22 protein-coding genes are annotated in these 23,464 nt (G+C 52.4%); 17 read left to right on the plus strand and 5 right to left on the minus strand.

All coding sequences use genetic code 11. From position 1 onward, the window contains the following. The first annotated feature begins 71 nt into the window (after window positions 1-71). From FWJ25_RS12010 to FWJ25_RS12025, 4 genes are read left to right on the plus strand one after another with little or no spacing between them, the layout of a single operon-like run. Window positions 72-1,373 (plus strand): TolC family protein, encoded by a 1,302-nt coding sequence (locus FWJ25_RS12010; protein ID WP_149600516.1) that lies wholly within the window; start codon window positions 72-74, stop codon window positions 1,371-1,373. Window positions 1,374-1,422: 49 nt separating this feature from the next. Further along, the gene (locus tag FWJ25_RS12015; RefSeq protein WP_149600517.1) at window positions 1,423-2,607 is read left to right on the plus strand and encodes an efflux RND transporter periplasmic adaptor subunit; all 1,185 of its coding nucleotides are present in this window, start codon (window positions 1,423-1,425) and stop codon (window positions 2,605-2,607) included. A 14-nt stretch (window positions 2,608-2,621) separates the two neighbouring features. After that, on the plus strand, window positions 2,622-5,729 hold the full coding sequence (locus FWJ25_RS12020) for an efflux RND transporter permease subunit (protein WP_149600518.1): 3,108 nt from the start codon (window positions 2,622-2,624) through the stop codon (window positions 5,727-5,729). 17 nt (window positions 5,730-5,746) lie between these two features. Continuing rightward, complete coding sequence (locus FWJ25_RS12025) at window positions 5,747-6,091, plus strand: P-II family nitrogen regulator (protein WP_036208664.1); 345 nt, start codon at window positions 5,747-5,749, stop codon at window positions 6,089-6,091. A 50-nt stretch (window positions 6,092-6,141) separates the two neighbouring features. Here FWJ25_RS12025 and FWJ25_RS12030 read toward each other — a convergent pair whose 3' ends face one another. Next, window positions 6,142-6,873 carry a hypothetical protein gene (locus tag FWJ25_RS12030; protein ID WP_149600519.1) on the minus strand — a complete coding sequence of 244 codons (732 nt, stop codon included), beginning with the start codon at window positions 6,871-6,873 and terminating at the stop codon, window positions 6,142-6,144. 356 nt (window positions 6,874-7,229) lie between these two features. Here FWJ25_RS12030 and FWJ25_RS12035 point away from each other — a divergent pair, with 356 nt between their 5' ends. Genes FWJ25_RS12035 through FWJ25_RS12045 form a run of 3 tightly spaced genes read left to right on the plus strand, consistent with a single transcriptional unit; the run spans window position 7,230 to window position 12,853 of the window. Next, window positions 7,230-8,366, plus strand: coding sequence for a TolC family protein (locus FWJ25_RS12035; RefSeq protein WP_246166797.1), 1,137 nt, complete (start codon window positions 7,230-7,232; stop codon window positions 8,364-8,366). A 24-nt stretch (window positions 8,367-8,390) separates the two neighbouring features. Beyond that, window positions 8,391-9,641 (plus strand): efflux RND transporter periplasmic adaptor subunit, encoded by a 1,251-nt coding sequence (locus tag FWJ25_RS12040; RefSeq protein ID WP_004581709.1) that lies wholly within the window; start codon window positions 8,391-8,393, stop codon window positions 9,639-9,641. A gap of 14 nt (window positions 9,642-9,655) precedes the next feature. Continuing rightward, entirely contained in the window at window positions 9,656-12,853 is a 3,198-nt protein-coding gene (locus FWJ25_RS12045; protein ID WP_058341913.1) for an efflux RND transporter permease subunit, read from the plus strand. Between the two features lie 87 nt (window positions 12,854-12,940). Here the strand turns inward: FWJ25_RS12045 and FWJ25_RS12050 are convergent, their stop codons facing one another. Next, complete coding sequence (locus FWJ25_RS12050) at window positions 12,941-14,308, minus strand: sensor histidine kinase (protein ID WP_227508341.1); 1,368 nt, start codon at window positions 14,306-14,308, stop codon at window positions 12,941-12,943. Between the two features lie 311 nt (window positions 14,309-14,619). Between FWJ25_RS12050 and FWJ25_RS12055 the strand changes: the two genes are divergently transcribed. Then, on the plus strand, window positions 14,620-14,850 hold the full coding sequence (locus tag FWJ25_RS12055) for a hypothetical protein (protein ID WP_004581712.1): 231 nt from the start codon (window positions 14,620-14,622) through the stop codon (window positions 14,848-14,850). 528 nt (window positions 14,851-15,378) lie between these two features. Beyond that, window positions 15,379-16,107 carry a TorF family putative porin gene (locus FWJ25_RS12060; protein WP_004581713.1) on the plus strand — a complete coding sequence of 243 codons (729 nt, stop codon included), beginning with the start codon at window positions 15,379-15,381 and terminating at the stop codon, window positions 16,105-16,107. A gap of 123 nt (window positions 16,108-16,230) precedes the next feature. On the opposite strand, the gene FWJ25_RS12065 is transcribed toward FWJ25_RS12060, so the two are convergent. Together FWJ25_RS12065 and FWJ25_RS12070 are read right to left on the minus strand one after the other, a co-directional pair. Continuing rightward, window positions 16,231-16,917 carry a response regulator transcription factor gene (locus FWJ25_RS12065; protein WP_004581714.1) on the minus strand — a complete coding sequence of 229 codons (687 nt, stop codon included), beginning with the start codon at window positions 16,915-16,917 and terminating at the stop codon, window positions 16,231-16,233. Window positions 16,918-17,126: 209 nt separating this feature from the next. Beyond that, window positions 17,127-18,407, minus strand: coding sequence for an ATP-binding protein (locus tag FWJ25_RS12070; protein ID WP_246166799.1), 1,281 nt, complete (start codon window positions 18,405-18,407; stop codon window positions 17,127-17,129). On the opposite strand from FWJ25_RS12070, the gene FWJ25_RS12075 reads away from it, so the two are divergent. From FWJ25_RS12075 to FWJ25_RS12100, 7 genes are all read left to right on the plus strand, one after another. Next, entirely contained in the window at window positions 18,395-19,504 is a 1,110-nt protein-coding gene (locus tag FWJ25_RS12075) for a TolC family protein (protein WP_149600522.1), read from the plus strand. The two genes, FWJ25_RS12070 and FWJ25_RS12075, sit on opposite strands and share 13 nt — an antisense overlap. A 526-nt stretch (window positions 19,505-20,030) precedes the next feature. Continuing rightward, window positions 20,031-20,321, plus strand: coding sequence for a hypothetical protein (locus FWJ25_RS12080; protein WP_149600523.1), 291 nt, complete (start codon window positions 20,031-20,033; stop codon window positions 20,319-20,321). Between the two features lie 52 nt (window positions 20,322-20,373). After that, the gene (locus tag FWJ25_RS20010; RefSeq protein ID WP_281292539.1) at window positions 20,374-20,499 is read left to right on the plus strand and encodes a hypothetical protein; all 126 of its coding nucleotides are present in this window, start codon (window positions 20,374-20,376) and stop codon (window positions 20,497-20,499) included. Window positions 20,500-20,791: 292 nt separating this feature from the next. After that, window positions 20,792-21,028 carry a hypothetical protein gene (locus FWJ25_RS12085; RefSeq protein ID WP_149600524.1) on the plus strand — a complete coding sequence of 79 codons (237 nt, stop codon included), beginning with the start codon at window positions 20,792-20,794 and terminating at the stop codon, window positions 21,026-21,028. Continuing rightward, window positions 21,028-21,369 (plus strand): hypothetical protein, encoded by a 342-nt coding sequence (locus tag FWJ25_RS12090; RefSeq protein WP_149600525.1) that lies wholly within the window; start codon window positions 21,028-21,030, stop codon window positions 21,367-21,369. Before FWJ25_RS12085 ends, FWJ25_RS12090 begins: the two co-directional genes overlap by 1 nt. Then, window positions 21,335-21,835: a single-stranded DNA-binding protein gene (gene ssb, locus FWJ25_RS12095; RefSeq protein WP_438616567.1), complete on the plus strand. Its 501-nt coding sequence runs from the start codon at window positions 21,335-21,337 to the stop codon at window positions 21,833-21,835. The genes FWJ25_RS12090 and ssb overlap by 35 nt, the downstream gene beginning before the upstream one ends. Before the next feature lie 81 nt (window positions 21,836-21,916). Next, complete coding sequence (locus tag FWJ25_RS12100) at window positions 21,917-22,108, plus strand: hypothetical protein (protein ID WP_143743805.1); 192 nt, start codon at window positions 21,917-21,919, stop codon at window positions 22,106-22,108. On the opposite strand, the gene FWJ25_RS12105 is transcribed toward FWJ25_RS12100, so the two are convergent. Further along, window positions 22,095-22,415, minus strand: a complete 321-nt coding sequence (locus tag FWJ25_RS12105; RefSeq protein WP_149600527.1) for a hypothetical protein — start codon at window positions 22,413-22,415, stop codon at window positions 22,095-22,097. The genes FWJ25_RS12100 and FWJ25_RS12105 overlap by 14 nt on opposite strands. A gap of 57 nt (window positions 22,416-22,472) precedes the next feature. Here FWJ25_RS12105 and FWJ25_RS12110 point away from each other — a divergent pair, with 57 nt between their 5' ends. After that, window positions 22,473-23,429 carry a recombinase RecT gene (locus FWJ25_RS12110; protein WP_149600528.1) on the plus strand — a complete coding sequence of 319 codons (957 nt, stop codon included), beginning with the start codon at window positions 22,473-22,475 and terminating at the stop codon, window positions 23,427-23,429. The last annotated feature ends 35 nt before the right edge of the window (window positions 23,430-23,464 follow it).

Here is a 23,464-nt window from a genome sequence, read left to right on the forward strand (position 1 = left end):
AGGGTCGTCCTGGCATTTACGGCGAAAACGCTGATTCATGTATCTCAGTCAAATAGCCAGGATGATATTGAATGAACAAACGACTGTTGTTGTGGGTGCTGATAGTACCCGGAGTCTTGAACGTCATGCCTTCTTCGGCTGCCACGGCCGGGGAGAGCGTGTCACTCAAGGAGTACCAGCAAGCCAAGGGCAGCCAGGCTGTCTCCTTGAACGAGGCAATGGTAATGGCATTTGAGAATAGCCCGGTGTTGGCTTTGAGGCGGGCTGCGGTGTCCATGCAGGAAGCTGGGCTCGATCATGCCAGCCGCTGGGCGCCCAGCAACCCCGAGCTTGAGCTGAGTGGCCGTGACAACCCAGATCAGGCGGATCAGTCACTGAATTACGAGGTTCGGGTTACTCAGGAAGTCTGGATGGGCAATCGGGGCGATCTCGGTCAGTCGCGTGCTCAGAGCACTCTCACTTCTCAACAGCAGGAACTTGAATACCTGAAGGTGGCGATCAAGGCCCGAGTGCGGTCAGCCTACTTCAAGATACTGCTTGCACAGAAAGAGCTGGAAACCGCAACCCGCACCGTTGAGCTGATGCAGCGAACCAAAGAGCTGGTTGAGGTGTCCGTTGAGCGGGGCAAACAGACCCGGGTTGAGCTCAATACCGCCGTCATTGGCTTGGCAAGAGCTAAGAACCAAAAGGCCGAAGCGGCGCAAAAGCTTAGGCAGTCAAAAATTGACCTGACGGAAGTTCTTGGAGTGTCCCCCTCCGATGCGGTAGGGGTCGCGGGAGAGTTCAATGTAGCTCGTGCCAATTTGCCACCAACTAATCGGCTTGTCGCGATGGCTCAGCGCCAGAGAGGGGATCTGAAGGCGGCAGCAGCCAGAATTGCTGCGAATGAGTCCGGCCTGGAACTGGCCAAGAGTCTAACGATTCCGAACCTGAAAGTGTTCGGATTCTACGAGCGGGAGGAAAGCTCCAACCTTTTTGGTGCAGGTGTGTCGATGCCTCTGACCGTGTTTCATGATTATTCCGGCGAAAAAAGGAAGGCCTCGGCTCAGTTGAAAATCTCCGAGCTTGAGGCCGAGGCGCTGCGTTTGGCGACTGAACGCCAGGTCGTATCTGCTGTAGCTCAGTACGAATCCGCCGTACGCAGATTGCGCCAGATGAACGAGTCGATTCTCGAGCGTTCGGAGGAAACGCTGCAACTTATGCAGAAAGCTCTTCAAGCGGGAAAAGTCGATGCTTCCGATGTCCTGTCCGCTCAGGACAATCTTTTGTCGGTGAGGAAGGAATACGTCCAAGTGCAACACGACTATATCGACGCCGTCCGGGCGTTGGAAGTGAGCACCGGCGGTGCCCTTTCAATGTCATCCGGTTCCTGATGACAAGAAAATTAATGGTTGAACGTTCTCTTATATCGAAGGTGTTTAGATGATTCGAAATCTGCAGATATTGTTTGTCGCGATCAGTTTTCTGGTCTATCAGCCACTGGCGTACGGCGCCGAAGAAGCCGAAGGAGGGCAGCACCAAAAGGGTGAGGCTGGGCACTCGGCTGAAGGCAGTGAGGCCCGCGAAGTTCATCTGACTCCAGAGCAGAGGGAGTTGCTCTCCGTGCAGACTGTAACGGTGCCCCGAGGTCGTGCTGATAATATCGTTACTGCGCCAGCTGAAGTTCATTATGTTCCGGATCGCGTCGCTGAGGTAGGGCCGCTATTGCAGGGAAAGCTTACGAGACTGGCTGTTGATCTGGGGGACCAGGTTGAAAAAGGCCAGTTGTTGGCCACGCTGAACAGCGTTGAGTTGGCTCGCATTCGTTCCCGCCTGAACTCGTTGAAAGCTCGGAAAGAAGCCGCGACTGCGGAGTATCAGCGAGAAAAGCAATTGCGGAGTGAAAGCTTCACCAGCGAAGAAGAGTTCCTGGACGCCAAGGCCGCTTATCTTGAGATTACAGCGGAGTACGATTCAATTCGTGAGCAACTGGAGGTTTTTGGCAGTGATTCGTCAGGCGCAGATAGCAGTCTTGCACAGTACGCGCTCCGTTCTCCTATCCAGGGGCGCATTGAGCGCATGGATGCCCGGTTGGGCCAAACCTTAAGCTCTTCAGATACGCCTTTTACCGTAGCTGATACCTCTGTGGTGTGGGTGATGTTGCAAGTTGCCGAAACTGACATTGGAAGGGTATCCGTCGGAGATGAAGTTCAGGTCTTCTCAAAGTCGGTTGCAGACCGCTTTCACACCGGGGAAGTGTCCTGGATCTCAAATGAGCTTGATGAGGAAACCCGCACCATTCCGGTTCGCGTTGTACTCGAATCCCCCAACGGCGACCTTCGTCCAAATACCTATGCCAAAGCGAGAGTCATGACTCAATCGGCGGCATCACTGCCCCTAGTTCCACACGATGCCGTGCAAACCATCGATGACGAGTCCGTTGTATTTGTTCCGGGTAATGAAGGGGGAGCCTACAAGGCGGTTCCAGTCACTCTCGGTAAGGAGGCTAACGACTGGATAGAGATTAAGTCCGGCATCAGCGCAAACACGGAAGTGGTTTCAGTGGGCGCTTTTGATCTGATGTCGGCCATTACCGCCAGTGGCCGCAGCGCCGCTCACGGACACTAATACTCGGGGGGAGCATGATCAACGCAATTGTGAATTATGCGCTGAACAATCGTCTGATGACGCTTGTCTTTGCTATCGCCGTGATCGTTGCCGGCGTATTTTCATTTCAAAAACTGCCGGTGGATGCGTTTCCGGACGCGACACCGACCATGGTTCAGGTATTTACTACCAGTCCTGGATTGTCGCCGGTTGATATCGAAACGCTGATTTCCTATCCCGTTGAGATCAGCATGTATGGTATTCCCAAGTTAGAAAAAGTGCAGAGCACGTCGATTTTCGGACTTTCGCGGGTGACCATCTATTTCGAAGATGGCACCGATATCTACTTCGCCAGGCGGCTGGTAAACGAACGGCTATCCGAGGCCAAGCGCCAGATTCCCGAAGGGATGGGGGAACCCGAACTCGGGCCCATCGCAAGCGGTCTTGGGCGCATCCTGATGTATTCCCTGGAAGCTGAGGATAAAGATCAATACAGCCTGCAGGAAATTCGCACGATTCAGGACTGGATTGTCAAACCCCAGCTCAGGACCGTGCCGGGCGTAACCGGTGTGCTTTCTATCGGCGGCGAGGTAAAGCAGTACCAGGTCAATATTGATGCGCAGAAGCTTCAGGCAAGGAACCTGACGGTGTCTGATGTTCGAGGTGCCCTCACCCAGAATAATCGTAACGTTGGCGCCTCATTCATTACTCGAGGAGGTGAAGAGTACATTGTCCGTGGTTACGGCTGGGTCAACTCCGGTACCGCAGGCATCAAAGATATCCGGAACATCATTGTGTCCAAGAGTGAGGGAGAATCTCCTATTTACGTCAAGGATGTGGCGGAGGTTGGCCTTGGACCGGCAATTCGCCGTGGCGCAGAGGTGTCCTCAGGTGAGGAGTCCGTGGGCGGCTACGTGATGAAATTGATTGGTACCAACACCAGTCAGGTTCTAGAGGATGTCAACGCAAAAATCGATGATCTGAACAAGTCACTTCCTGAAGGGCTGAAAATAGAAGCGTATTACTCTCAGGCAGACTTGGTGGGCAAGGCTATAGGCACTGTCGAGAAAGCGCTGCTTGAAGGCTCGGTTCTGGTGCTGGTTTTTCTCTATCTGTTCCTGGGTAATATTCGTTCCACACTGATCGTGGTGGCGACGTTGCCGTTGTCTGTACTCTTTGCGTTCATTGCTATGCGCATGTCGGGCCTGTCGGCCAACCTGATGAGTCTGGGGGGGCTGGCTATCGGCATCGGCATGATGGTGGACGGCGCTGTCGTGATGATAGAGAACATCTTCCGACACCTTGAGGAGCGATCCGATGAAAAGATCAGCGTTCTGAGGCTTGTAGGTGAGTCAGCCCGGGAAGTGGCCCGTCCGATCGTATTTGCGATTGGCATTATTATCATCGTTTTTCTTCCGTTGTTTACGCTACAGGGCGTTGAGGGCAAGCTGTTTTCGCCCATGGCATACACCATCAGCTTTGCGTTGATCGGTGCGCTGTTACTCGCGTTGACGTTGGTGCCTGTTCTGGCCTCCCTGACATTCAAGATGGGCGGGCGTCACAAAGAGCCGAAGCTGGTTCTGTTCCTGAACCGGCTATACAAGCCGGTAGTGAATACTGTCGTCAAAGCCCCTAAGATTGTGATGGGCGTTGCCGTCATTGCTTTTGCCGGCAGTCTTCTGCTGTTTCCCTATCTCGGGAGCGAATTCGTGCCCACGCTCAGGGAAGGCACGTTCCAGATTCGATCGACACTGCCTCCTGGAGCCAGTCTTGAATCCGCCATCAAATATGGCAAAAGGATTCAGTCCGTTGTAGACGAATTTCCAGAGGTCACCGGCACCTATGCCAGGATCGGTCGTGCCGAGGTCGGTGGTGATCCTGAACCTGTGAACGTTGTTGCGACGCTTGTCAATCTGAAGCCCCTGGATCAGTGGCGAGAGGACGTGAGCTACGAGGATCTCCAAAGCAGGATTGCGGATGCTTTGGATGAGCGGGTTCCCGGGCTTGCCAACAATCTGTCCCAACCGATTCAGCTCAGAACCGACGAACTCCTGTCAGGCGTTCAGGCGCAACTGGTTGCCAGCATTTTCGGCGACGACCTGGACGAGTTGGGCCGGATCGGCAGGGAAGTGGCGGCACTGGCGCAAGAGGTGCCGGGTGCAACGGACGTCCGCGCTCAGCAGAGTGCGGGTAAAAAACAGATCGTTATTCGCCCCGACCGTGAAGTGCTGGCGCAGTTCGGCATCAGCGTCGATAACCTGATGAGTACGGTTGAAACCGGTATAGGTGGTAAAGGCGCCGGGCTGGTCTTCGACGGTGTCCGTCGATTTGAGATTTTCGCCCGGCTGCAAGAGTCCTATCGCGGGTCCATCGATGAAATCAGAAAGCTTCCCCTCAGGGGCAACAGTGGCGAGCTTATCCCGCTTTCACGGGTGGCCGATGTTGAAATGTACGCAGGCCCCAAGAAAATTTCACGCTCCAATGCCAGTCGCCGTCAGTACGTGCAGATGAACGTGCGTGGTCGCGATATGGGTGGTGTTGTTCAGGATTTGCGCAAGCGGATCGAGGAGCAAGTGGATATGCCGCCGGGGTATTTCGTGGAGTTCGGCGGTCAGTTTGAGAACCAGGAAAGGGCCATGGCGCGGCTAGCGATCGTTGTGCCCATTACTCTGGCGCTTATTTTCCTGCTTCTCTTTTCGGCATTCAGTAGTCTTCGCTATGCGGCGCTGATCTTCATGAATGTGCCCTTTGCGGTTACTGGTGGCATTGTCGCGCTGTTTGTGACGGGGCTTTACCTCTCTGTGCCCGCTGCCGTGGGATTCATCGCGGTGTTCGGCGTAGCCGTGCTGAACGGCGTGGTGATGGTTAGCTACATCAATCAGTTGCGTGACGAAGGCTACGAAGTCATTGAAGCGGTCAAGCTGGGTGCTCAACGCCGTTTGCGGCCGGTTCTGATGACAGCCTCGGTGGCTATTCTGGGGCTTATTCCTCTGTTGCTTGCTGACGGTATTGGTTCCAATGTCCAGCGTCCACTGGCAACGGTTGTGGTTGGCGGTCTGATCACTTCAACGCTGCTGACGTTGGTAGTGTTGCCCAGCGTGTATCAGTGGTTTGCATCCGAACGTCGTGACGTTGAAGTCTGATAGGCAGGAGAAGGCTTATGTATGAAATAAAGGCTTATGTCAGAGAGGTTATGGCAGAGCATGTGGTTGATGCTCTGGCCAGAGTCAAGGGCGTGACAAGCATTGCTGTCGTGCCTCTCAGCGAATTTGGTCATCTGGTCGGCGATGAGTCGCCTCTGGAGAAAGTGAAGATGGTCAAGCTGGAAGTAGACGTAGCGACCGATGATGTCGCTGGTGAAGTTGTGGAACTCATTGTCAGAACGGGCAGAACCCAGGATGGGCACCCGGGCGACGGCAAGGTACTTGTATCCCGTCTGGTTCGGGCTGTTCGTATCGAGGACGGCGAAACCGGTGAGAGTGCACTGGAGCCTGCTTCAAGCTAGTGCTCCGGAAACTGGATGGCGGTTTTGCGGCTTTTGGTTGCGGGCCGCCATCACAGTTCTATCCCTAGTTCCCAGCGATAGATCATATCGTCTGAGTCCCTGGTGAGGCCAAATGCAACGCCCGCCTGGAGTTCCAGAATACTGGAGCCCATTCTGAACTCAGCCAGGATCGCAGGTCCCATCAAATGATTATTTTCGGCCCCGTAATACTCCAGACCTGGCTGAAACGTGTCAGACTTCGTGTAGGCGACCTGTAATGAGCCCGTGGGCTCAAGCTGCTCGTCGTCTTCGCCAAATGAGCGGCTAACCAAAAGGTTCGTCAGGATCCTGAAATGCGTGTATAGCTGTCTCTCGTAAAGTGACCCAAGGGTCACTCCACCGGCTTTTTGGCCATGTTCTTTTGACAGTTCAATGAACAAGCCCGCAGCGCTCTCAGTGTCTTGAAAAAAGTTTCCAATCAGTTCGATTTCGTATTCCTCAAGTGAATACGCTCGCCCCGGTCTCTTGATTGCGTTGAAGTTAAGTTCGGCGCTCAGGCGTTCAGATAGCCCGTAACCCACCTCCCACTGATCGGCACGAAGGTTGTCAATTTCGCTCCCCTCACTGTCCAGAAACGCCCCAACCACTCCGATTTCGAGATCCCCCGCAGTTACCCGGGGGGAGTAAATTTCATCGACTGCGAGCTCTGATTTGACCGTGAGGGGCCATAACAGAACCAGGAAAGCCAGTTTGAGTTTGAATACGTGGCGCGGTGCGCCTGCTTTATTCGTTGCTCCAGACATAGATCACCTTGATAAAGTGTTGGAAAGTAAGGGGCATCGAATGACAGTCTATTGATCTGAACGCTGCAGAAACATAAGCCTTTGGTGCTCATTTTGTCCGTCAAAAGGACGGTCCGGGAATGCTGCTGGAGCCGGAGAGCGGTTTCTTTTGTGGATGACGCTTCGAATTCAAGTTCATTTCAATCTTTTCACTTACTATCCCGGGCTCTTCCTGCCTCATCATGGACGCCTCGCGCCTATGAATTGTGGCTAACAACCCCTTCGGGAGAAAGTCGATGAAGGCAAGCAAGCACTCGCCCAGGGCGTTGCTGTGTTCAGTACTATTGTCTATTCCTCTGTTCGGTCAAGCGGAGACTGTGAATTGGACAAATTGGCTCACTGGCCAGATAAGCAAGCATCCGGATGTCATGGCGGCGACAGAGCAGGCGGCAGCCCGGAATTCGGATGCAGAGGCAAGCGAACAACCGCTGTATAACCCGGAGCTGTCTGTTGGAGCAGACAGAACGGGCAGTGAAAACAACTTTGAGGCAGGGCTGTCACAAACGATCGATTGGTCTGATCAACAGGGCGCATTACAGGAGAAGGCAAAGCTGATCAGGCTGTCTGCGCAAGCTGGCTTGAGCGAAGCAGTTCTGACACAAACGTCTGAATCATTGTTTGCGCTTGTCGAGTGGCGCGCCACTACGCTGTTTGAGGAAATTGCTGAATCCCAACAGCAGCGCCTGGATGCTTTGCTGGACCAGGTTGAACAGCGCCAGCAGGCAGGTGATCTGGGGCGTGCCGATGCAGAGCTTCTGTTTCTAAATCTATCCCGTCAGTTGAGCGAAGTCGCCCAGGCAAAGGCCGCAGTTGATCGGGCAGAAACTCAGGTTCAAGAACGTCTGCCGGACTGGAGGCCTCAGGATGGGGGAATCCCCGAGTATATATGGCCAGCGCTGGAGTCCCAGATTGGTGAGGCTGATCTGCTGTCACACCCGTCAATTGCAGTCGCTCGAGCCGAGTGGCAGGTGCTGAAAAGTGAGGCAGAGGTTGCGAGACGCAAAGCCACAGCATCGCCGACAGTAGGGCTGAGCGGAGGGCGTGACGGCGGCGAGAACGTGGTTGGCCTGACATTCTCGATCCCTCTGAACGTCCGTAATAACTACAGCGCTGAAATCCGGGCCGCGAATCGACGGGCTCTGGAGGCCGAAGCGCGGTTTCAGGCGCTCTACCGGAAACAACAATATGACCTGGCAGGCGCTCGCGCTTCCTGGAAGCGATACGACAAGCAACTTCGTCGATGGAAAGAACTATCCCAGGGGCGTGTACAGCGAAGTGCCGATTTGCTTGAGAAGCAGTGGCAGGTCGGCGACCTCTCCACCTCTGAGTATCTCCAGGCGTTAGGCCAGCGCGCGGAGAGCCTGAAAACCGGTATTGAACTGGAAAAGCTGGCGCAGCTGGGCCTGATTGAACTCTTGAGCCAGTCTGGCGAACTGATCACCCCCTTCCAATAATATTCTGGAAACTGGATAGTCATCATGAAAAAAACTCTGATTTCAGTATTTGTATTGACGCTGTTTATAGCTCCCCCTTCATTGGTGCAGGCCGAGGAAGATGCGCATAACGAGGCGGGCCATGATCATGCCGCCGGTGGCGACGATCATCGAGAAGGTACCGGTGAAGAGGATGAGCATGAGGGCGGGCATGCTGAAGAACGTGAGCATGAAGAGGAAGAAGGTCATGGCCACGAAGAGGAGAGCGATGGTGGTCATGAAGAATCAACTACCGCAAGCATCAATGCCAAACAGAAAGAGCTCGCCGGCATTGAGGTAGCAACCCTCGAGAGCAAGCGCGTTGACTATGAAATCTACGCTCCCGGTGAGCTGCTGACCAACGGCTATACCAGCTATCACGTGTCCCCCCGGGTTGCCTCGGTGGTGTTGAGACGTCACGTGGAATTGGGTGAGCACGTAACCAAAGGTCAGCAACTGGTAACCCTGTTCAGTGAGACGGTGGCACAGGCGCAGGCTGATTACAGGAAGGCTTTTCCTGAATGGGAGCGAATCAGCGGGCTGGGTCGTTCCGTGGTTGGTGATCAGCGGTTCAATACGGCGAAAGCGAATATTGAAGCGGCGAGGGCGACTCTGCTTGCTTATGGGCTAAACGATGATGACATTGGTGCGTTGAAGGCCAGCGGCGTAGGTAGTCTCGGTGAATACACGCTCAGAGCTCGCGTGGATGGCGCAGTGCTGACCGATGAGTTTGAGCAAGGACAAAGAGTTGAGGCAGGCCAACCGCTGGTGACTCTGGCTAATGAAAGCGAACTTTGGGTAGAGGCTCACCTGCCAGCAAACTCCGACATTGTCCTTAAGCAAGGGGCCGAAGCGGAAGTAAGAGTTGCAGGCCGAGTAGCTGTGGCAACGGTATCCCAGGAAGCTCATACCATTGACGCTGTGACCCGCACGCGAATTGTTCGGTTGGAGCTGGACAATCCGGAAGATCGTTTTCATCCCGGAATGTTTGCAGATGTGTATTTCCTTTTTAAAACCACGGAGCCGGTGCTTGCGGTGCCGGAGAGTGCGTTGATGCGAGGCGCCGATGGCGACTGGACGGTCTATGTGGAAGAGGCTGAAGGGGAGTACGAGCCTGTGGAAGTGGAACTGGGTCGCGCAATTGGCGGACTCCGTGAAATTTCGGGCCTGACTGCAGGCCAACGGATCGTTTCGCGGGGCGCATTTTTTGTGGCCTCTGAAATTGCCAAAGGCGGCTTTGACCCACACAACCACTGATTCCGGGAGCCATTATGTTCAACCGAGTTGTCGACTGGGCGGTTCAGAACCGCCTGTTGGTTCTTATTGCGCTTGCAGTGCTTATCGCCACGGCCGCGTTTCAGATCCCAAAACTGAATCTTGATGCTTTCCCTGACGTTACAAACGTCCAGGTCGCTGTTAATACAGAGGCGCCCGGACTTGCGGCCGAGGAAGTCGAGCAACTGATCACCTATCCCATTGAAGCGGTGATGTATGCGTTGCCGGATGTTGAGGAGGTTCGGTCCATCTCCAAAACCGGGTTGTCTGGTGTCACCGTGGTCTTTAAAGAGGGCACGGATATCTATTTCGCGCGCCAACTGGTGTTCGAGCGGTTGCAGGCCGCGCGGGAGCTGATTCCGGACGGGGTCGGGGTGCCTGAAATGGGCCCGAATACGTCCGGTCTCGGCCAGGTCTACCAGTACTTGCTGATAGCGGACCCGGATTCGGGGTACGACGCAATGGAATTACGCAGCTTGCACGACTGGCTGGTCAAGCTGTTGCTGATACCTGCTGAAGGGGTAACAGAGATTCTGTCGTTTGGCGGAGAGGTCCGCCAGTACCAGGTCAATCTGAACCCGGCGCGAATGCTGTCCTATGACTTATCACAGAACGACGTCATGGACGCCCTGGAGAACACCAACTCCAATGTTGGGGGCTGGTATATGGGCCGTGGACAGGAGCAGTTGGTTATTCGCGGTATGGGCTGGCTGGGTAATGGCGAGCAGGGGCTGGAGCAGATCCGTCAAGTGCCCGTTAAAACCAGTGATGGCATTACAGTGACGGTGAGCGATGTCGCCCAGGTAGCGCTGGGCACTGAAATTCGCCAGGGTGCGGTGACCATGACCCGGAAGGATGAAGACGGTCAGGTTGAACAACTGGGTGAAGTGGTTTCTGGCATTGTACTCAAACGAATGGGGGCCAATACAAAAGCCACCATCGACGGCATCGAGGCCCGCATTGATCGCATAAATCAGGCGCTTCCGAGTGGGGTTCGTTTTGAGCCCTATTACAACCAGGCGGATCTGGTGACCAAGGCCGTAGAGACGGTGACCAATGCACTTCTGTTGGCTTTTGTGTTTATTGCGATCGTGCTTGCCCTGTTTCTGATGAATCTTCGGGCAACAACGCTCGTGCTGCTTTCTATACCGATTTCTATCGGTATTGCGCTGATGATCATGGCCTGGTTCGGTCTCTCGGCCAACTTGATGTCTCTGGGCGGCATTGCTGTGGCAATTGGCATGCTGGTGGACGGCTCTGTTGTTATGGTCGAGAACATGTTCAAACATCTGACGCATCCGGATGCTGAGCATGACGCCCGTCGGGATGAATTGGTGAAAAACGACCCTGACCCATTGGACGCGTCACACGATGACCATGGCATTGCGCTTCGACTGCAGGAGGCAGGCCGGGAAGTGGCGCGACCAATTTTTTTCGCGACGGCGATTATCCTGGTCGTTTTCATGCCTTTATTCAGCTTTGAAGGTGTGGAAGCCAAGCTTTTTCAGCCAATGGCGATCAGCATAATGTTGGCCATCGTGTCCGCTGTGATCGTTGCTCTGGTGGTTGTGCCGGCCTTGGCATCGTTTATGTTTCGCAAGGGTATTCGGGAGCGGGAAAGCTTCGTTTTAAAACCTCTTGAGAAGTTCTACCGCAAGGGCCTTGACTGGTCGCTGAAACACACCAGATCTGTTGTCGGTGCTGCTGCTGTTCTTGTTGTGCTGGCGGCTCTGGTCGTGCCTCGACTCGGCACTGAGTTTGTCCCTGAGCTGGAAGAGGGAACGATCAACCTCCGGGTTACGCTGGCCCCTTCATCAAGCCTTGATACGGCGCTTGAAGTTGCGCCAAAATTGGAAGCCATGTTGATGGAGTTTCCAGAAGTGACTTACGCTCTCTCCCGGGCTGGCCGAGCAGAAATAGGTGGCGACCCGGAGCCCGTTAACAATATAGAGATCTATATTGGCTTAAAACCAACTTCGGAGTGGACCAGCGCCAGTAATCGCTATGAATTGCAGGCCCTGTTTGAGGAGAAGCTCGAACAGCACCCGGGGCTACTGTTTAACTTTTCTCAGCCTATCGCGACTCGGGTTGATGAATTGTTGTCAGGTGTTCGTGCGCAGTTGGCCATCAAGCTCTTTGGCCCGGATCTCGACGTACTGGCGGAGAAAGGCCAGCAGATTGAAGCGGCGGTCCGAACAGTTCAGGGAACACGAGACGTGGCCATGGAGCAGATTGCTGGTGAAGCGCAGTTGGTGGTTCAGCCTGACCGTCAGGCACTCTCCCGGTACGGACTTGCCGTGTCTGATGTGATGAGTGTCGTCCGGGATGGACTGGGTGGTGCCGCCGCGGGCCAGATCATCAACGGAAATGAGCGGTACGATATCTATGTGCGTCTGGCCAAACGTTTCCGGGAAGACCGGGATGCCATTGCCGATTTCAGGTTACAGGCGCCGTCCGGAGCCTGGGTGAGACTCGGTGATGTGGCCGATGTATCTATTGAGTCCGGCCCGCCTCAGGTGCGCCGCGATGACGTTCAGCGCCGTGTGGTCATTCAGTCTAATGTGCAGGGTCGTGACATGGGCAGTGTGGTTGCCGATATTCAGGATACCATCGCGACAGAAGTGAACCTTCCCCCCGGCTATTCGGTGGATATTGGTGGTCAGTTTGAAAACCAGCAACGAGCTCAGAAGCGATTGACCATTGTGGTACCTGTATCTCTGGGCCTGATCGCGCTGTTGCTGTACTTTGCTTTCAGTTCGGTTGGTCAAGCGCTGTTGATTCTGGTCAACGTGCCGCTTGCCGTTATTGGTGGCGTCTTTTCACTCTGGATCTCCGGCCAGTATCTTTCGGTGCCCAGTTCCGTTGGATTTATCACACTGTTTGGTGTGGCGGTGCTTAACGGGGTCGTAATGGTCGAAAGCATCAATCAGCGAATACAGGATGGGTTGAACGTGGATACTGCGGTGTTTGAAGGTGCCGTCTCCCGTTTGCGTCCTGTCTTGATGACAGCAATAACCTCGGCACTCGGTTTGATACCGATGCTATTGTCGACGGGCGTGGGTGCGGAAATCCAGAAGCCATTGGCCAGCGTGATTGTAGGTGGCCTCGTGACTGCGACTTTCCTAACGCTTTTTGTTTTGCCGGCTCTATTCACGCGCTTCTCAAGGTCTAAACTCGATGATATGCAACGGTAGAAGAGAGGTGGAAATACACAGTTTTGATCGCGAGCAGGGGAGGGTAATCCCTCCGTCATAGCGGGGCGGAGGAATTATGGTTGTGCTCTACTCTGGGAAAGGAAGCACAACTGTAATTCTGGCGCCCCCTGTTTCTGAGGGGCCAATGTTCATCCGTCCGAAATTGTCTTCTAGTATTTCGGACACGATGGACAGTCCCAATCCAAATCCAGAAACGGTTTCGTCAAGCCGGGAACCTCTATCCATCACTTTTGAGGCCGCTTCTGGAGTAATCCCAGGGCCGTCGTCTGCAACTTCTATCGTTAGCCCGGAATCGGTCTGGCTTATTGAAACGTCAATCTCAGCCTGACTCCATTTCCCGCCGTTTTCGAGCAGGTTACCGAATAACTCTGATAGGTCCTGACGCTCCATGGGCCAACTGAAGTTATTCGGCAAGGATGTATTAATACGGAAACTCTTATCGGGAAAGATTTTTTCCATGACAGAAATGACGTTGTTCGCTATTTCAATCGGAAAACATGTTTGCCCCATCTGCCTGCCGGAGATATCTGCCTTGCTCATGCGGTAGTTCAAGGACCGGCTTAGATCCTTTAGGTTGGAGGTCATGAACTCTATGTCGTCGCGGGACGGAGGTAATGAACCAGTGTCTGACAAGATTGCGAGATTGGCAGAGATCGAGGTCTTGACCATGTGAGAAAGATCGGAATTGAGGCGGCGGTGGCGGTCAAGGCGACGACTTGCTAGTTCAAGTAGGTTATTGAACTGTTTGATCAGCGGACTGAACTCCTCTGGTGCGTCAGGATTCAAACGAGGTTGTTTGCCAGATTGCAGTCTCCTCATGTCTTCCTTGATGTGTTCGATCGGTTTCAAAGCGAGGTAAGTAGTGGTGCCTACCAGAGCCAAGAGAACAACAAGTAATAATGCGGAGGCAGCCAGCAAGGTCAGGTGAGCCCCACTGGATCGCTCGGCGAGTCCACTTTCCATTTCCAGGATGGTGACTGACGAAAGCGGGCTGTCAATTCCGAAACCTCGTTTCAATCCAAGAAGGCCATCTGCACCTTGGGATATTTCTACAAAGCCCGCCGGCTTTCTTGAAACCATTCGCAACGTTGTTTGATCTATGTTGCTACTGGCAATGATGCTTCCGTCTTTCACTTCGACGACGAGGGCGTGCTCCAGTAGCAATTGGAATCGATCAATCATGCTGCCAATCTCGTCGGGCGTCGGAACTTCGTTTTCAATGATGGTTTGAAAACTCTCCACCTCCTTGTCAAGGCGATGTTTTCTGGACTCGTTCGAAAGCTGCTCTATTACATAAGTGTGCGAGAAAAAAATTAGTAAAAAATACAAGAGGCTGAAAGCGATGCCATATTGGAGGAGAGTTTTTCGGATGCTTTTCTGCGCTGTCATGAAGGTGCTTTTGTCGATTGAGCGGAAGGCTTCAGTTGAAGGCACATAGAGGTGCTCTGATCGGAAAGCATAGTTGGAATCGAAGCGTGCCGCAACGGGTGCGAGCCGGAGCGAGGGACGCTCTGGTCTTCAGATCGGTCTGGCTTGGTCTTATCGTTCTTAGGCATTTGAATAACTTGATTTAGTGTCATCAAATCAAAGCCGACCTAAATGGCTTTTGAGCTTGTGGTAGCCGCTGAAAAAAAACGTTTCATCAGCATATATTTTCAAGTGTGTTTAAAGTTTCGATGTTCTACTAAACACCCAAGGCCATTGAATGTTGCTGGTCTAATTGAAAAAAATGTCGGAGCCGTTTTATGAAGAAAGTATCCATGATTATAGTAGCTTCTTTCGTGGCAAGTGGTGCTTCTATAGCCCACGCAGGAGGGCAAGCGGACAGATACAACGAGGCAAGAAGCTATCCTAATAAGAGCATAGATGAACGTTCCTCCCAGTATCGTGTGGAAGAGAGCGAGACCATCAAAAAACTGAAGGAAGAACATAGATTGATTAAAGAGTTGATTGGGGATCTCTTGGAAAAGCAATAACATTTATCGTTGTTTACTTGGAGCCAGACGGGCAATTACGTGGCTCCAAGATTAATTTAATGGTAGATTTTGTTAATTTTCCCAAAATTGCGAAAGTCGCGCTTTAGTATTGATGAATCTCGTAAGGAAGACAGAGCGCAAAATGTTGGAAAGCTGCATTCTTAACTAAGATATTTTGCAGTATTCATGGCTAATTCAGACCTCCCTCGATTTTTCATAAAACCATATCTAATCTAGAATTACCAAGTTAAAAATAGTTCTATTTTAGTCATCGTTTTTTCAATTCTTGTTCCTATTTGGTGCGCATTATTGATGAGCGCACTATCGACGAGCAATGCAACACTTGAAGCAGAGTGCTTATTGCATTGAATTGTTAAATATTTAATCATTTTTATGAACTGCGGCCCTGATTTGACAATAATTGCTCATAGAATAAGTTTTTTAAAAGGTGGCACAAAACGTGTATGCATTATAGGTGCGTTATTCAATGCGCAAATAACTAAGCTGCCCAAATAGAAGGTAAAAACGATGAAAAGACGTATCTCGACTAAAGATTGTTTGCTAAGTGTTGGTTTGCTCGTAACTCTCCAAGCGGTCCCGTTAATTGCCAGCGCAGGTGTTAGTGCTAATTTGGGCATAACAAGCAACTACTTATTTCGCGGTGTGACACAAACAGATGGCTCAACGGCGACGCAAGGCGGGCTTGACTACGAACATGCGTCGGGGCTTTATGTTGGCGGCTGGGGCTCCAATGTGGATTTCGGCGATGGGACGAGCTACGAGCTTGATCTTTATGCTGGCTTCTCCGGTGTAATTGAGGATATCGGTTACGATGTTGGCTACATTTATTACTCTTACCCTGATGCTCCTGAATCTATTGATTTTGGCGAAATATACGGAGAGTTGAGTTACAGCATTGTATCTATAGGTGTTGCTTACACAGCAAACAGCGACGTAAGCGGCGAAGGGCTGTTCGTTCCAGGCGATATCTATTATTACGCATCAGTTGATGTGCCACTGGAAGACGATTTCAGCACAGGTGTTTTGATTGGCTATTATGATTTCACTGATGATGGCAAGGCGTCTATTGGCGAGGCGAGCTACGGACATGCAGCTGTTAACGTCACCAAAGATGCGGGAAGCTTTGGAGCTTTTAGTGTTAATCTGGAGTACGCTGATATCGATTCAAGTAACGCACTTGGTTCGGTCAGTTCGGACGACCCGAAGTTTTGGCTGGGCTGGACTAAGTCTTTTTAATCTATTTGGTATTTTTCACCGAAATGGTTAATCGTTGAGAAAGCTGGCCCGGTTTGTGGGCCAGCGCATTTATCTGGCGAGCCCTGGTCCTTGAGGAAAATGGTTAAATCACAGTAAAATCATTTAAGCTTCAACCCTTTTTTGAAGAGAATCTCTTGCAAAGTAATATCCTTGTCCTCTCAATGTTTTTATTCGTTTTTTTCCGAGTATCTTTCTGAGCCTGGCTATGTAGACTTGAACGACATTTCTGGTTGGGCACCTTTCGATATTATAGAGTGCTTCAACAAGTTCGTCCTGTGAGAAAACTCTGTCAGGAGAGCGAAGAAAGCATTGTAAAAGGCGGTACTCCGTTGCGGTTAGTCTGAACTCTTTATGATCGGGAGTTGTTAGGGTTCTATAGGTTGCATTAAGTAGAAAACCATCCACGATGATCTTATCAGTTGCTCGCCCGTCTTTTCTTCGTATTATGGCGCTAAGTCGAGCTTTTAGTTCATCGAATTCGAAGGGTTTTGGAAGATAATCGTCTGCCCCGGCATTCAAGCCCTCAACTCTCTCTGTCCAGTTGGAGCGGGCAGTTAAAATAAGAATAGCTTCATCTCTGCCACTGCTTCTCCATTTTTGCATCAAAGAAAGCCCGTTCTCGTCGGGCAGTCCTATATCCAGAATGATCGCCTGATAACTGCTTGTCTCTACGAAGAAATTTGCCTCTTTTCCGTTTTGGGCAACATCTACAGTAAAGTTTTCCTTCGCAAGCCAAACGGAGATTTTTTCTGCGAGTACCGCGTTGTCTTCGACAATTAGAACCTTCATCTATAAGCGCCGTCTCTGGATGTTGGAAAATTGTGGCTGTCGCCCTTCTCGAGAGCAAATCAAAATTAGCTAAGAGACCGGACTTCAAGCGACCCGCTATAACAACAGACGAAGCTGAATCTAGCTTGAAAAAGGCATTACGGTGAGGAAAGTTTTCTATACAAACACTATCCACATGTGATCGCTTAACCACATACCAGGTGGCCGGGTCAACGATTGATCACCGGGACCGCCCTGGGAAGGTCAACTATCACGGACAACCCACTTTTCGGAGCAGGTGAGAAGTTGAGGGTTCCACTGTAGCGTTCGACAATTTCTCGAACAATCGCCAGCCCAAGGCCATGGCCTGGGGTCTGCTCGTCCAGCCGCAACCCCCGTCGACCCAGATTGCCGATTTCAGCGTCCGCGACGCCGAGCCCATCGTCTGTTACGCCGATCTGCAGATTTCCGGAGTGTTGAACGAGTGACAGCTCCACGCATCGTTCCGACCATTTGCCTGCATTGTCCAGAAGTTTGCCCATGATTTCATTCAGGTCGTGCTCCTCGATCGGCCAGCGGGCGTCCTCCGGCAGGGAGCTCGACAGTTCAAAGGACTTTTCCGGGTATAGTCGCCCCAGCATCCAGACTAGATCCCGTGCCTGTTTCAGAGGGTAAGCGCTTTTCCCAACCTGTGGCCCTGCAAAGCGACTTCGGCGCATCTCGGCTTCAAGCTGTTTGTCGATGTCATTGAGTCTCGCGGTCATCTGAAGGCGGAGATCGTTGGAGAGCGGACGACTGGTGTCCTCAAGAATCTGCCGGACGGCCGCAATGGGGGTTTTGACGCTGTGAGACAGATTCGCCAGCGCATCCCTTGATCGTTCCAGGCGTTGATCCAGCGAGTCGAGCAATTGGTTGAGCTGCTGGACCAGCGGTCGAAATTCCTCAGGTGCTTGGACATGAATCCGCGAGACCTTGCCATCCTGAAGTCGCTTCAGCGTGGCCTTCAGTTCGACGACAGGGCGCATGGGCAGATTGATACCGAACCAGATCACAACGACCAACAGCAGAATCAGCAGAATAGAGACGATGGCCGTCCACCCGTGCAACTCTGCCTGGCTGCGTTTCAGTGCGCCAAGATCCTCGGACACGATCACTACAATCGGCGTATCGCCGATCCGGAACGACTTTCGGTACGCAAGAATGCTCTTTGGGCCTTCGACGGTGTCCGCATCCCGAACACGAACGGTCCCATCCTTTGCTGATTCTATTAACGACGTTAACACCGGTGCCCAGGAATCCGGGGAAATGATCGTTCTGGACGGAGAATGTATGGCGAAGGCGTGGTGAAAGACTTCCTGAAAATAGTCACCAGTCTGGAGACTGTCCAATTGACCGCCAGAATCACGAATCTGATGCTCCAGAAAGGCGACCTCATCCTTGAGACGTGTCTCGACGAATTCCCGGGACATCCGGTCCAGTAAGAGGCCGTGAACCAGCCATGCAAGCCCCATTAGCGCAATGCCCGCTGGCAGTAGCAATAAAAGCAAGGTGCACAGATACTTGGGCCGACCCGGTCATCAAGTATGGCATTGCGCCTGAAACTCTAGAGGGACCTAATACAGTTGGGCATCGCTTTGAGGTAAGCCAGCAGCTGCCCTGGCCGGATCATCTGTCGGCGTCTCGCAAGGCAGCGGAGGCCGGAATGCTTGCCGCCCAGCAGGAGACTCAGTGGCTAATAAGGCAGCTGACAGCTCGCGTTAAGGAGGCGTATGCATATTGGTGGTATACCAATGAAGCGATCAATCTCCATCATGAGACACGCGCTTTGGTAGAGCAACTGGCCACCGTAACGGAACAGAGGCTTGACTATGGCATCGGCTCGCAAAGTGAAATGCTCAGGGTCAAAACGGAGTTGGACACTCTAGATGCCAGACTAGTAGAGCTGCAAGCGGAAAAGGCCGGGCTAGCCAGCGACCTGATTCCTCTGCTTGGGCGTCGTCCGACGGGGGCCAGTTTGCAACTGACGGAGGCATCTGAAACGCTTCTGTTCGCCGATGGACAGTTGGAACCAGATCATCCGCTGATTCGGGCAGCCGAGGCAAGGGAAGCCGAGGCGCGCGCGCGGCTGGATGTTGCCGAAGTCGATCGTAGACCTACGTTCACAGCTAATGCCGGCTATAACAGCCTGTGGGCTGACGAGAGAAAACGTTGGGTCGTCGGCATTGGCGTTCGGATTCCATTTAGTGGGCAGCGCCAGCACAGCGCCGTTCGAAAGGCGACTGCCGAAGCCTCACAAAAACGATGGCTGGCCACTCAGGCTCAGCGGGAATGGCGGGCTTCGATCGCTAAACTGAGGGCAAGCGTTGAGGCCGGCCATGGTCGCCTGAACATCCTCAACGAGCGACACTTGCCAAACCAGCGCGCGCACTGGGAAGCCAGTCTGAACGAGCTGGCCAGTGGCACTGGCAGACTGGAGGACGCAATAAATAGCGCAAGACAGCTTACTGGGGTCAAACTCCGTCGAGCTGGGGTGATCCGTGATCTATATAGTGCCTCGGCCGGATACGAAGCCCTGATACCGGTGCGTACTATCAATGCGTTAAATTAAAGAGGTAATTCAATGGTCAAGTCTTCGGGCATTTTGGATAGCACCAGAAAGTTCCATTCCAAATGCCCGAAGACTCGAAAAAACCACTTGGACCAAAACTCATGAACCTTCCTGAATGTTCGCTTTGCGACCTCAGCCTGCATTTCGCAGAAATTCAAGAATTGTGAGCGTCGAGACAATATTTTGCCTTGTACCTCGCACAAGGCTGGTGTAATTTCCAAATAGTGCCTCACCGGGTCATTCGGCACACCGCCTCGTCGGGACCCATCTCTCCAGATCGCGCACCTCCGCGCACCTTTACCCAAAGACAGATTAATCAGACCTCTTTGATAGTCCCACCCCTCTCCTGAGGGTGTTTTGCCGTGCCTGTGAGTTTCTCAGGGCAGGGCAGACCGCCTTTTGGTTTCTCCGGATCTTGTTGCTGCTTGTTCCCTGAACAGCGGCACCTGATAAGCATCCTCAATCTAGCCACGAAACGGATGCGATCGCCACGGCGATTTGGCTTAACACTAAACCGGAGAAAATTATGTTTACTGCAAAAGAAAAACTCTTCATTCGAAATTCTGAACTTCATGCACGATGGAGAGCAGCAATGGTAAGCGTCAACGCAAGTTCAATGGCGCCCACATCTGTCGCTCTTTGGGAATTGCTCAATAACGGCGATCTCATCCAACTGGCTATCTATCTCGTTCTCACGATCATCATTGTGAGCCTAAACGTCATCTGCGCTGGAAAAATTGCTCATTACAAGCACTCTGTAGAGCGAATCCGAATGCGACTGGATCACCCTCCGAACAAGTCTGAAAGACTTGATTAGCGAGTAAAAATCCACCAACATTCTTAAAGAGACGCAACCTATGGAGCCTTCCATGCTTATTTTTATGACTTGCTTTGTAGCCGTCGTAGTAAGCAGCGTTTTGATAGCGGCCCACATCGACTCGAAGAACGAGCAGCTATTGATTGCTGAAGTCGAACGCGAAGAGAAAAACCTCTAGGCCTACGGCCTTAACTCTGTTCGTTTTTACGAACACATCCCCGACAGACCGCATGATCCTCAGTTGATTCTCAACTGCTAGGTTTCGTGCGTCTGCCTTTCCTTCCCTACCCCTCACGAGCATTGCGGCCTGGACCCGTATCGGATCCAGACTTGAATGCTTTCCCTGTGATTCCTCGAATCTTGTTGCTGCAGTTCAACTGAACTCGGCACTTGATCAGCGTCCTCACCTAGCCATGAAACGGACGCGGTTGCTACGGCAATTGGCTTAACACTCCAAAGGAATCACTCCCATGAATCGAAGTGAACACGATGCCAACAAGCATCTCTCTCAATTCGTCAACCACGTTGATGAGGTCATCCAACAGGCAATCGAAAAAGCGGACAAAGGACGTTTTGTCGTTGCCACTTCTGAGGCCGGAAATGTGCTGCTACTGCCGCACTTTAACGCCTCTCTGAGACAGAATCTGACTTGGGTCTATGACACCGAGTACGGGTATGTCTTCTCACCTGAGAAAAGGAGTGCTTGATGGAACTCGTTTTGGGTCTGTCTGCAATCCTGGTCCTGATGTTCGGTAGCAGGATTATTGTTTTCCTGGTCGATCTCGGTTTCGAAACTGGAGACCGTCTTCTCGCAGCGTGTGAACGTCGTTTGACGCTGTACACCAAAGCCTTGCTTCGAGGAATGGTCTTCGTGATTCGTTGGGTTCTCCATCGATTCTACAAGCCTGAACCCGAGCAAATGACCATCCGGTCAATCATCGATTCTCCTGCTGAACTTCAGCACATGAGAAATCAGCACCTCCTTCAATCCGGCAAGCGAGCGCCTGTCGAGATTGAATACTCTCAACCTAAGCTCACGAGGAAATAATCATGCTCAACAAAGCACAGCTCATTGGCCGTCTCGGTCAAAAAGAGGTTCGATCCATCCCAAACGGCAACCAGGTGGTTTCTTATTCAATCGCTACAACCAGTCTCTCAAGGACAAGGAAACTGGTGAATGGAAAGAGAACACCGAATGGCACCGTTGCGTCAGTTTCAACAAGACTGCTGAGCACATCGGCATGAACGTTGAACCTGGAGATCTCTTGTTCCTTGAGGGCGAGTTGAGAACCAGGAAATGGCAAACCCAGAGCGGTGAAGATCGTTACACCACAGAAATCGTGGTCAATGATTTCCCACGCAAGCTGCCGAAGTATTTTTCCAAAAATGGTTCGCAGCAGGCCGCTCCCGCGCCACAGCCCCAACAGCAGGCTCATGCTTCACCGAGTCAGCCCGGGCATCTGGAACAGCCGCCAGTTGAAGCCTATGGCTTTGACGACGACTACCCGTTCTAGCGACTGGCTTTTTCACCGTAAACCCGAATGGGGCTTCGACCCCAGACGGGAGAGCCCCATCTTCGCGATGGAGACAACATCATGGGGTTCTCAAGGAAAGAGGTTTATTACTGGCTGGAAACGGCAAGTGATGAACAACTTCAGGCGCACCTTCGCAATTCTCAGGAAATGCTGGTGCTTCTCACCGATCGGGAACAGATCAAATCTTTGAAGTGGCTTCGCAGTCGCATCATTGAGGAAATCAACGCCCGTAAAGAAGCTAAACAGTCTTAAACGACCGTTTCCGCTTCATCTTTTCGATCAGAGCTTTCTGCTCTTCATCTGACCCAAACGCGATGGATCTAATGGCCTGCCACTCAACAGTGTCCGGCTTACCTTCCAGCATACGGTCAGTTTCTTCTCTGAGGTAATCCATAAAGTAAGGACCTGCGGTCTTCCTTGCCTGGATATATGCCTCATACGTCTTGATAGATGTGGGATCAATGCCGGCTCTGGCCAGCAGCGGTCCTTCTTCCTCAAGTCCTACCGATGTGAACCTGAAATTGCCCTCGTCATCGACGATGTAATGGTTGGTCTGCATTTCTCTCACCTCTCCGGGAATTATCGCCCGGAATTCTTGACGCGCAAGGACCTTTTTATGAATCAGGCACCTCAGGCAGTACAACCCGCTCAATGGCATCAGATCATTGAATCCTCAAAAGATAAGTTCAACAGCTCCAGTTTGGATTTCAAGCAGGAGCAGATCTTTGCCACCCAGCAGTTGATGAACAACTCCTATCTGCTGGATGTGGCTAAGAAGAACCTCTCATCACTTCGGCTTGCGATGTATAACGTCGCCGCGGTCGGATTGACGCTCAATCCCAACCAGGGCTTGGCGTTTTTGGTCCCCCGTCGTCTACGCCGCAATGAAGACGCCAAGGTCATGCTCGATATTTCCTATCGGGGATTGATTGCAATTGGCGTGGAAACCGGTGCGATTCGCTGGGCCAAGGCTGAACTGGTGTACGAGAAAGACCAGTTTTCCTACAAAGGCCCCGCCGAGAAGCCAGATCACGTCTGTGATCCCTTCTCGACGGATCGTGGCTCCATTCGGGGTGGTTACTGCATCGCAGAGCTACCTTCCGGGGGCGTTCTGGTCGAAGCCATGTCGAAAGCTGACATGGACAAGGTTCGGGACGTTTCTGAAGCCTTCAAAAAAGGTTTTGGACCCTGGGTCGATTGGGCTGAACAAATGATGTTGAAAAGCATCGTGAAGCGAGCCAGCAAGTGGTGGCCAATCTCGAACCCTCGCATGGCACAGGCACTCAGGATCCTTAACGAGGAGAACGGAGAAGGCCTGGCGATTCTGGCAAACCAGCACAAGCCGGTTACGCCTTCGGCGCTTCCTGCACCACCGCCAAGAGAAGAACTCTCGGCCCAACTGCTCAACACCGTGAAAAATCTGGTGGACCGGGCAAAGAACCAAAACGCTTTTGAAGCGTGCAAAGAGGTCATGATGGAGAGGATCAAAGATCCCTCTGAGCTGGCCTACGCTCTGGACGAATTGGATAAGGCGAAAGCCCAACCCGTCCCGTCCGCAGCGGTAAATCAATAAAACCTAAACCCACTTGGGGCATGGACCCCAACGCG

This window comes from Marinobacter salinexigens (genome assembly GCF_008370345.1).
In the GTDB taxonomy this organism is placed as follows: domain Bacteria; phylum Pseudomonadota; class Gammaproteobacteria; order Pseudomonadales; family Oleiphilaceae; genus Marinobacter; species Marinobacter salinexigens.